Origin of the sequence: Bradyrhizobium sp. i1.15.2, from assembly GCF_040548425.1 — a bacterium.
In the GTDB taxonomy this organism is placed as follows: Bacteria; Pseudomonadota; Alphaproteobacteria; order Rhizobiales; family Xanthobacteraceae; genus Bradyrhizobium; species Bradyrhizobium canariense.
In genome coordinates this window covers 1-8,165 of sequence record NZ_JBEPRQ010000061.1, presented here as the reverse complement: position 1 = coordinate 8,165, position 8,165 = coordinate 1, and the positions used below count along the sequence as shown (strand labels likewise).

Annotated in this window: 9 protein-coding genes and 1 pseudogene; 6 read left to right on the top strand and 4 right to left on the bottom strand. The window is 58.9% G+C overall.

Annotated features, from left to right (window positions below):
- Positions 1–480: 480 nt before the first annotated feature.
- Both ABIB80_RS39020 and ABIB80_RS39015 read right to left on the bottom strand, forming a co-directional pair.
- Positions 481–1,278, bottom strand: coding sequence for an alpha/beta fold hydrolase (locus ABIB80_RS39020; protein WP_354129625.1), 798 nt, complete (start codon positions 1,276–1,278; stop codon positions 481–483).
- Entirely contained in the window at positions 1,275–1,598 is a 324-nt protein-coding gene (locus tag ABIB80_RS39015; RefSeq protein WP_354129624.1) for a hypothetical protein, read from the bottom strand. Before ABIB80_RS39015 ends, ABIB80_RS39020 begins: the two co-directional genes overlap by 4 nt.
- Before the next feature lie 26 nt (positions 1,599–1,624).
- On the opposite strand from ABIB80_RS39015, the gene ABIB80_RS39010 reads away from it, so the two are divergent.
- The 3 genes from ABIB80_RS39010 to ABIB80_RS39000 all read left to right on the top strand — a co-directional run bounded on the left by ABIB80_RS39010 (position 1,625) and on the right by ABIB80_RS39000 (position 3,508).
- Complete coding sequence (locus tag ABIB80_RS39010) at positions 1,625–1,825, top strand: DUF6494 family protein (protein ID WP_354129623.1); 201 nt, start codon at positions 1,625–1,627, stop codon at positions 1,823–1,825.
- 216 nt (positions 1,826–2,041) lie between these two features.
- A protein-coding gene (locus ABIB80_RS39005; protein WP_354129622.1) for an IS5 family transposase occupies positions 2,042–2,786 on the top strand; the annotation gives its coding sequence in 2 pieces (ribosomal slippage) (positions 2,042–2,427 and positions 2,426–2,786; 747 coding nt in all).
- 149 nt (positions 2,787–2,935) lie between these two features.
- A complete protein-coding gene (locus tag ABIB80_RS39000) occupies positions 2,936–3,508 on the top strand; it encodes a hypothetical protein (RefSeq protein WP_354129621.1) in 573 nt (190 codons plus the stop codon).
- A 476-nt stretch (positions 3,509–3,984) separates the two neighbouring features.
- Here the strand turns inward: ABIB80_RS39000 and ABIB80_RS38995 are convergent, their stop codons facing one another.
- Together ABIB80_RS38995 and ABIB80_RS38990 are read right to left on the bottom strand one after the other, a co-directional pair.
- Entirely contained in the window at positions 3,985–4,431 is a 447-nt protein-coding gene (locus ABIB80_RS38995; RefSeq protein ID WP_354129620.1) for a hypothetical protein, read from the bottom strand.
- An 873-nt stretch (positions 4,432–5,304) separates the two neighbouring features.
- Entirely contained in the window at positions 5,305–6,210 is a 906-nt protein-coding gene (locus ABIB80_RS38990; protein WP_007595421.1) for a hypothetical protein, read from the bottom strand.
- A 907-nt stretch (positions 6,211–7,117) separates the two neighbouring features.
- Here ABIB80_RS38990 and ABIB80_RS38985 point away from each other — a divergent pair.
- The 3 genes and pseudogenes from ABIB80_RS38985 (at position 7,118) to ABIB80_RS38975 (ending at position 7,820) form a co-directional block, all read left to right on the top strand.
- Positions 7,118–7,327, top strand: a complete 210-nt coding sequence (locus ABIB80_RS38985) for a hypothetical protein (RefSeq protein ID WP_354129619.1) — start codon at positions 7,118–7,120, stop codon at positions 7,325–7,327.
- 29 nt (positions 7,328–7,356) lie between these two features.
- Positions 7,357–7,446 (top strand): annotated as a pseudogene (locus tag ABIB80_RS38980) (SOS response-associated peptidase); the annotation flags it as partial.
- Between the two features lie 197 nt (positions 7,447–7,643).
- Positions 7,644–7,820: a hypothetical protein gene (locus ABIB80_RS38975; protein WP_007595429.1), complete on the top strand. Its 177-nt coding sequence runs from the start codon at positions 7,644–7,646 to the stop codon at positions 7,818–7,820.
- Positions 7,821–8,165 lie beyond the last annotated feature (345 nt).

The window sequence follows — 8,165 nt, the reverse complement described above, 5'->3', positions numbered from 1 at the left end:
AAAAAATCGATTGTAGTTGCGAATGGCGCACGCGACGGCGCACCGATCGCGTCGGTTTGCCCTCTGACGTGACTTCCTGGTTGCGCCGAACTCTAAATATGTCGCTGCGCCAACCGACGCGAGACAAACGTCTAAGGGCTAGTTGGCGGACGATATGAAATCGACGAGCGACGCGACAACTGGTCGGGGCGTCTCAATTCAAGACTACTGCAACATGAAGAGAGAGAGAGAGAGAGAGAGAGAGAGAGAGAGAGAGAGAGGCCGATGTCTGAATTGGGTCAAAGGCAGCCCTCGGCGGCTTGCATGATCGGGTCGGCTCATCTCCCGGAAGCGGCCCTCGCAGCGCTCTAACTGAGGTCGGTCACGGGCCATGTGTGGAAGTCGTTCGTACACTGGCTACTCGCAAGCCGAGCGAGACGGATCGCTCGGCTACAATTTTAATTATGGCAGCCCAGGAAGTCGTTCCTGATCAGATCAATCTCACGCTGCTTTCACCAGCACGTCAGTCAACCAATCCGGCTCGGCGATCATAACGGAGTGGCCGGACGTCGCGTTTTCGAGGACGGTCCAAGAATTATCGGACTTGCACTCCCCTGCCGCTTTGTCCAAGGCCGCTAACTGGAATTTGGGTAAGCGGATGTAGGTTTTCTTCGCGACCTTTTCGCGTGCGCCGGAGAGCTTCACAGGTTGCAGCCATGTGCCAATCGGTTGAGGAGTTACCTTCGATAGAACCCAAGCAACGTCTTTGGGGTCGCCAAAGGCCGTCGGGGGGAGCGCTTTGGGAGCCGGACGGCTGATTGCACCCTCCTCTATCGGGAAGGAGACCAAGTCTCGGAATGACTCCCCGTCGGCGGGCTTTATTGCATCAACCCAGACGATAGATGACACACGGTTTCCGACGCGCTCAAGCGCGCCCGATGCGGGACATCCGGCATACGAATGGGCAACGAGGCAAATGTCTGTGAGGTCTTCCCATTCGACGAGATTTGCGATGTCCGTGATGTGCGTGTCGAGATTTATGTCTCTGCTGAGGAGATGCGAGCGTTCTGCCAATCCCGTAAGCGTAAGCGCATAGACTTTGTGGCCCTGCTTTTCGAGCCTCTCGGTGACGCGATGCCAACACCAAGCTCCGTAAAAGGCTCCGCCAATAAGAACAAACGTCTTTTGCGCGGATTGAGCATGTGCGCTGCTGATGCTTGATGAAGTTACCGAGACCGCGCTTACTCCGGCCGCGAGACTGCCGATCAATCTGCGGCGGGTGACGTCTGACAAGGTCATGAAATCTCTCCGTGCAAAAAAATTGGGTACCATACGAGTGCAACAGTGTAATCGCCAAAACCGAACAAATGGAAGATGACTTCAGCGGCCTTCGAAGGAATATTTTTTTGACCGGTCACTGACTTCCGCCATGGGTCACAAGCGGCGGTCGGCGACAGCGCCAGCCGTGTCCGGTCCACCTCAAACGGCCGACCTTGCGCCGCCTCGGGTGTAGTCTTCAGCTCCGGGCCGACATTGTAGGCAATCAGGTTGAGGAGGAAGTCGGCGGTGACGCGAGTTGGGCCTCGATGTTGGGTCTTTGCTCGCCTCGTGTTAGACATCGCCTGACCGACCAGGGAGAACAGCCATGACCGCCGAGTTCGATGAAGACCGCTTCAATATGGCTATCCGTAAATTTCTGAAGCATGTCGGAGTTACATCGCAGCGTGAAATTGAGAACCTAGTGCGCAGCGGCGCGGTGGAAGGTGGCAAGCTCAAACTGCGAATGACCCTGTCGGCTGAGGGGACGGCGCTGAAACATGTAGTCGAGGAAACAATCGCACTCTGACGATGTCCCGGCTGCCCGGCATTGCCGCCCTGGTGGAGCATTCAATCCTGTTGATTTCCAGCAACGGCTGCGTTGGGTCATTTTCGACAGTTTTGGCACAGAGTGCGGGATGGTTGATGTCCGTTCCTGTCCAAAAGCGCCGTACCAGTGTCTGCCCATGAGCGTTTCGTTTGGCCGGATGGCCGTGATTCAAACTCCCGAACTGGAGCTCGAATCATGCGCTACGAACTCGCTGACTACGAATGGACCGCCATCAAGCCGATGCTGCCGAACAAGCCGCGTGGCGTCCCCCGGGCGAACGACAGACGGGTCCTGAATGGCATCTTCTGGATCCTTCGATCAGGAGCACCCTGGCGTGATCTGCCGGCGGCGTTTGGGCCATACACCACTTGCTACAACCGCTTCGTCAGGTGGCGGCGGGCTGGCGTCTGGGGCCGCATCATAGAAGCGCTTGCCACTGCCCATGATGCCGCTACCCAGATGATCGACACCTCCATTGTCCGCGTACATCAGCATGGAGCCTGCATCGCAAGGAACCAGCGCCAATCGATGGGAAGCTCCCGCGGCGGTTTGACGAGCAAAATCCATGCGGTGGTCGACTAATGGTCTGCCGGTACGGTTGGCGCTGAGCCCCGGTGAGGCCAATGACGTTCGACTTGCCGAAAAACTGCTGTCTCGTCTGAAATCCGGGTCAATGTTGCTTGCGGACCGTGGCTATGACGCGGACTGGATCAGGGAGCTTGCCATGAAGAAGGGCGCGTGGGCCAACATCCCGCCGAAGGGCAATCGCAGCGATCCGATCTGCTTCAGCCCATATCTCTACCGCGCCCGCAACCGGGTTGAGCGGTTCTTCAACCGGATCAAACAATGTCGTCGGGTGGCGACGCGGTACGACAGGCTGGCCGCCAACTACCTTGCCTTCGTTCAGCTCGCGTCAATCAGGCTATGGCTGCGTCTTTAAGGGTCCGCGTCCTAGATCTTGCCAAGGCGGTCCGATGCAACATCGCGATGTGCGGTTTCGTTCTTCCCATTGTCGTCGATGCCGCGCGACGGGTTGGTGTCCGGCTGGGCGCTGGTACCTCGCCGAGACCGAGCTGCTGGGCGGCTGCGATGCCGATCGTCACCTTGCACGATCTGAGCGAGATGCAGCTCCGGATGCTGCGCCTTGCGTTCAAATGCTTGAGCGAGGACGCCGCCTGGGACGTGCCGGCCCCGCGCGTCGAGCTGACCGAGCTGATGAACCGCGCGACGTCTGGATCCATGCGCAATGGGATGAGGCGAAGGTGCCTTAGCGGCCGATGGCGGAAGCTATGCTCAAAATCGTTCAGGGCGCGGACGGATAAGGAAGACAAGCCGACCGCCCAGCCTCTTTCCGCATCAACCGCGCTTCTTCTGAGCGGCTGGCTTAAATTCCACGACCTCGTGCTGCTCGCTGGATTCCGAGTGCCCTTGTTGTTTTACGATGACCTCAAGCTCAAGAGCTTCGAAGGCGAGTTCATCCGCCAAGCGTTGAAAGAGCGCGCGCTTTTCGGCATCGGTCGCCGACTGACTCATAAGAGCAAAGTCTCTGGCGTCCGCGCGGAGCTTCTCCAATCGTCGCCTGAGGTCCTTCATCGTCTTGGCTCAGGTTCTAAACTCATCCTCGACGCAAACAGTAACGTTGCTTTCCGGGATGACGGATGATTCAACCACGGAAACAATATATTGGTTCTCCTAACTGTTAGTTAGCCGCATATTCACCGTGCGGTGCATAGCCACGGTCGCCCGTGGGACCCAACTTTGGATGGACGGGCTGGTGGTCGCGGCGCGAGGCCTCGGCATTCCGACCTTGCCGCAGGTCCGCGCAGGGTGCCATCAAAGGTAGATCAAGGTCTGAAACCGCACAGACGCGAGTTTTGCACCGCACTAGGCTTCGACTGATTCTTTCTGTCCTAGATGCGCTGGGATCCGACGGTGTCGGCGTCCCAGTGAGATGGATGTCGAGGCCGTTTTCGCCCGGCTGCGCAAAGATGGCTCCTCGCGACGGGCTCCGGTTTATGGCGCGATATTAAATGATTCAATTATCCGGCGTCTGGCAGGCGAGTTGCGGCGCCAGCCATCGGGACCTGCCACGCCCCACCGGATCTCGGTCGCGAGTCTGCTCGCCGCTTCGCTCGCAGCTACAAACCCTGCTTTGTCATACCGGGAACGCGCTTGGGCGAAACGGTCGTTCGTCGCTCGACCTGCGCTTTGGCGTCCAGCACTTTATCGCCAGCTCGCGCGGCGCGCGACCGGCTCACCTGGTCCGAAAGACTGGGGCCCTTTCCAAACGTTCCGACTGGAAGACCATTTGTCGCGTGACCACCATTGATGTTTCCTTTGGCCTGTGCTGCCGGGGCTGATGCGTTTCGGGCGGGTAAGGGGCCGATGATCATCTGGTCCTCGTTGCTTGTACCCGTTCCAACGGCCCCGATCGGCAGGCCATTTTGCGCGTGGCCAACCCCGGCATTTCTTGCGGCCTGTGCGGCCGTCCGCGACTTTGTCGGGGTGGCGGGTTCAACGTTCGGATTGTTCAATTGATTGTTGGTGCTCGGATTTGCGCCGGTGGCGGTGTCTTTCGTCCCCATTCCGGCAGGCGCTGAGGGACCAGCGCCGGCGCTACCCGCATTCATCCCCATTCCGGCAGGCGCCGAGGGACCAGCGTTGGCGCTGCTCGCGCTTGTCCCCGTGCCCGCACCCGCCGACCCAGAATTTGCGGGGCCTCCTGGCGCGAGGACCAGAAGAGCTGAGTTGGCGACGATGGCGGCGAGCACCAAAGGGGCGGCATGGGGCATTGGACGATCTCCTTTGCCAAACCGTTAACCATGATGCCCGAGCCCGGTTCCTCTGCGCCATGGCTGGTTCTGCCGCATAGTGCTGGACCGCACGCGAGCCCTCGATTGGTCGCACGCAAAACGCAAAACCGCGCGAGCTACTATTGCCGATTCAAGGTGCCATTGGCAGATTAGTCAGCAGGTCTGACGGAGGTGGCCGCTTTAATGTAACACTCGGGTTGCTTCTGCTAGCCGGACCTTCTCTCTCAGCTCCTCAAGATCCTCGAGCGCGTCGAGTAGTTGCATCAGATTGCGGGTAACATGTGCCAGATTGGGCTTTGGGCCTTTGAAGATTCGAATTTTTGGTCCCATTGCTAGACGTCTCCTCGCAACGAAAATCACTGGTCCGACTGATTGGCAAGGAGCGTGCCATCTGAGCGTCCGCGGAGAGCTCCGGTGATGGGAACGCCAGTCGCGCTCCCGCCCCAATCTAACAGGGAAGGAGAGCGCCAAAAGGCGCCGGTCGCCATCCCCCACATTGGGACGATTATCTCCCTCCCGGTTGCGAGTGAACTATGGGCAGCAAGCCGCGCGATGGCGACAGCTGCGGAGCAAGCAACAGCGCCCTCTGCCCCCCTCCGCATCGAGGTCTCGCAGCGATCAGACGCGTTGGAAAACAGTTAATCCCTAGTCCTGCACGGCCTGGTCGGTCTGCAGCGGCGCGTGTGGCCGCCCCCTGTCTTGCGCCCGCCGAACGGTTGGCACAGGTTTGCGGATCGTGGCGGCAACTGGCCTGGGCAACGGCACCGGCGTCTTGGGGCGTAGGATCTGCTCGGAAGCGTTAGTGGTGATGCCGGCCAATCGTTCTTGGACCATTCTGAGCTGTTCGCCGGCATCCGCTCTGTCTCGCACCATTTGTGCCTGGACCGCCGTAAGCTGGTCGGAGAGCTGGCCAAGGTCGCGGACGATTTGATCTTGGCTGGCCTTGAGCTGCTCGATCGCTTGCTGCGGGTTCGTAAGGTCGCCCGACAATCCCTGGAGCGCTAGCTCCGGCGAACTGGGGCCAGCGGCTGCCTGGATCGCATCGTGCGGTGTAGTCAGCGGCCCCGGTTGCTGAAGTGCCACATAGGTTGCACTCGTCTGAGTGGTAGGCAGAGCCGAGGAGATCTCGGCTCTTTCTTGCGGCAACGACGAAGGTGAAACGGCATGCGCGGACCACCGATACATCATTGCTCTGACCGCATCGCCGTAAGATGACTGCGCAGCAAGAGCAGCTAAACAGATGCCGCTTGCCAACAGCAGACCGATCAGGCCGCGCAGTGCCGGCCTTCCGCGCGATGAGCTCGCCCCGCGGTCAGGTGGTCGAAACCATTTCGCGGAATTCTTCGGCTGAGAAGGATGGCGCGTGCCATCCTGATCTAGCTTGGCAAGCTGTTCATTGACACGCGCCAGCTGTTCATCTGCACGTGCGATCTGATCATAGGCGTGGACGAGCCGTTCATCCGCGCGCGCAACAAGCTCGACGTCTTCCGGTGAGAGCGCGGGACTATGAATTTGTGAGCCGGGATATATCGGTTTAATCGGCGAATGCATCGGCGTTCCCCATCGCACCCGATGTCATCCGGACCGAGGCCGGGCATTAAATCGGGCAAGTCCACACTCCCCAACGCCGGTTTGACCAAAGCAAGGCCACAAGATGAAAACCGGAGGGCGGATTTTCGGCGACAGCGCACAGGCCTCTAATCCGTCGAGGATCTTCGGGAAAGACGGACGGCGGCGCATCGCCCGGCCATCCGACGGAGCTGGCCCTCGCGGTTCGCGGGCCCATTCAAAACGGTCGTAGTCCCCCCGACTGCACGCTTCTCCCCCAAGCCCGCCACCAAGGCATCTCGACCACTCTCGACGACCTGACTTTAGTGGTTACAACCCTGGCGCTGCACGCCACGAACTCCGCCGCGCGCATCGAGCAGATGCCTGCCAGCGGACTCATCTTCGTTGCGGCGAGTTCTTTTCCTTGTCGCGATCGTAAACCGCTTTGAGGCCGCAGCTTCGGCCTGTCTGACCCGCTTTCGTAACTCGATGAGCTGACGGTACTCGGCTTCCAGCGGGCGCGATAGGAGAACTGCGCGGCTGGTGCACGATAGTTCGAACTTCCATACGACGAATATCGAATCATGGAAATCGAACCCGTTTTCAGGCAACCCCCGCTAACTGATGGTTCGGGAACAAAAATGCCCGATCGACGCGACGATATTCCGTCTCGGCAAGTTGGCAACGAATGTCACTCGTTAAGCTTGATGCTACCGAGGAGGCTGGATTGCGCTCGCGCTCATGAACCGCCTACGCGGAAGCTGCCGAGCTTGCACCAAGTTCGTTCCCAATCTGGAACGTTGCTGAAGAAATCCCGGACGTTGCAGATTTACAACCCGCGCAGCCATTCGCGATACTAAGCTGTGGAGACGACCAGACATGCTTACTTCAACATGATCGCGGGGGCGAAATGTATGATGTCTATCGCAATGATAGGCGCTTCTTGCTCGTTCTAAGTTCAGGCTCTCCCGTGCCCGTGCTTTACTCTGCACATAGGTGGCGGAAGAGCAGGAAACGAGTTCTCAAGGTCAGCGACGAAATCAAGTCAGCCGTTCAGGCACAAGGCTATTACGTCCGCAGCCTGCGGATCACCAAGGAGCGAATGATCGACGTCGAGTAGGTGGCGAGCGGGTGTTCTCGTTTGCGCGTTTGATCACCAGCAACCAAGCCGCCATTATCGCGCTGTTCCGCGTCGTCAACCGCTATGTCGGCAACTTCGCACCGATGCCGGGGTGTTTCCGAACCATTCGGATCGGGCTTTTCGAAGGTGCAGGGTGCGAGATAGTCACGATTGCGGGTGGGCATGCCGCCTAGCACGGGGGGCCGCCCTTACGTCTCAAACGGAACTCCATGAACGGGCCGAGATTTTGGCTTTTTCCATTGAACCTTTAATCGAACTGTCGGACGAACCTTCAATCGGAAACCGGAGGTTTCCCATGAAGCGTCTGATCTCATCTGCAATCGTGGCCGTTGCCTTCCTCATTGTTGCAACCACTATGCTGTGGTCTTACACACCTTCGGCTGAGCGCCATGTCACCCGTACAGCCATAGGTCATTGCAAGAATTTCCACAGCCTGGCCGGGACAAAAGCGTCCGAACTATTGCCTTACTAAGCACCAGTAAAACGCGTCGAGACGATGTTGACCTGTAGCAGATGGCTGGATGCCACGCCGACATGGGAGTAGGCGAAGGCGCTGCAATGACCCGTTGCCGGATGATGTGCTCAAGATCGTTATGCGCGGGACCGAGAAAGAAGCTAATCGGGCGGCTTGAACCGCGAACTGCTTTGGCAGCTTAGCTCGCCGCCGCGCCATCCAACCGCGCCAGCCCAGCCTCGATCACGGCGATATCCTCCTCGATCTGCGTATTCCTCCGGGGTGGGCCGCCTTGTTGAGTTGCAGGTATCCGACGAGGATCTAGCTTTAAGGCTAGCCTTAAGGTCGGTAGATGCGGGTAGA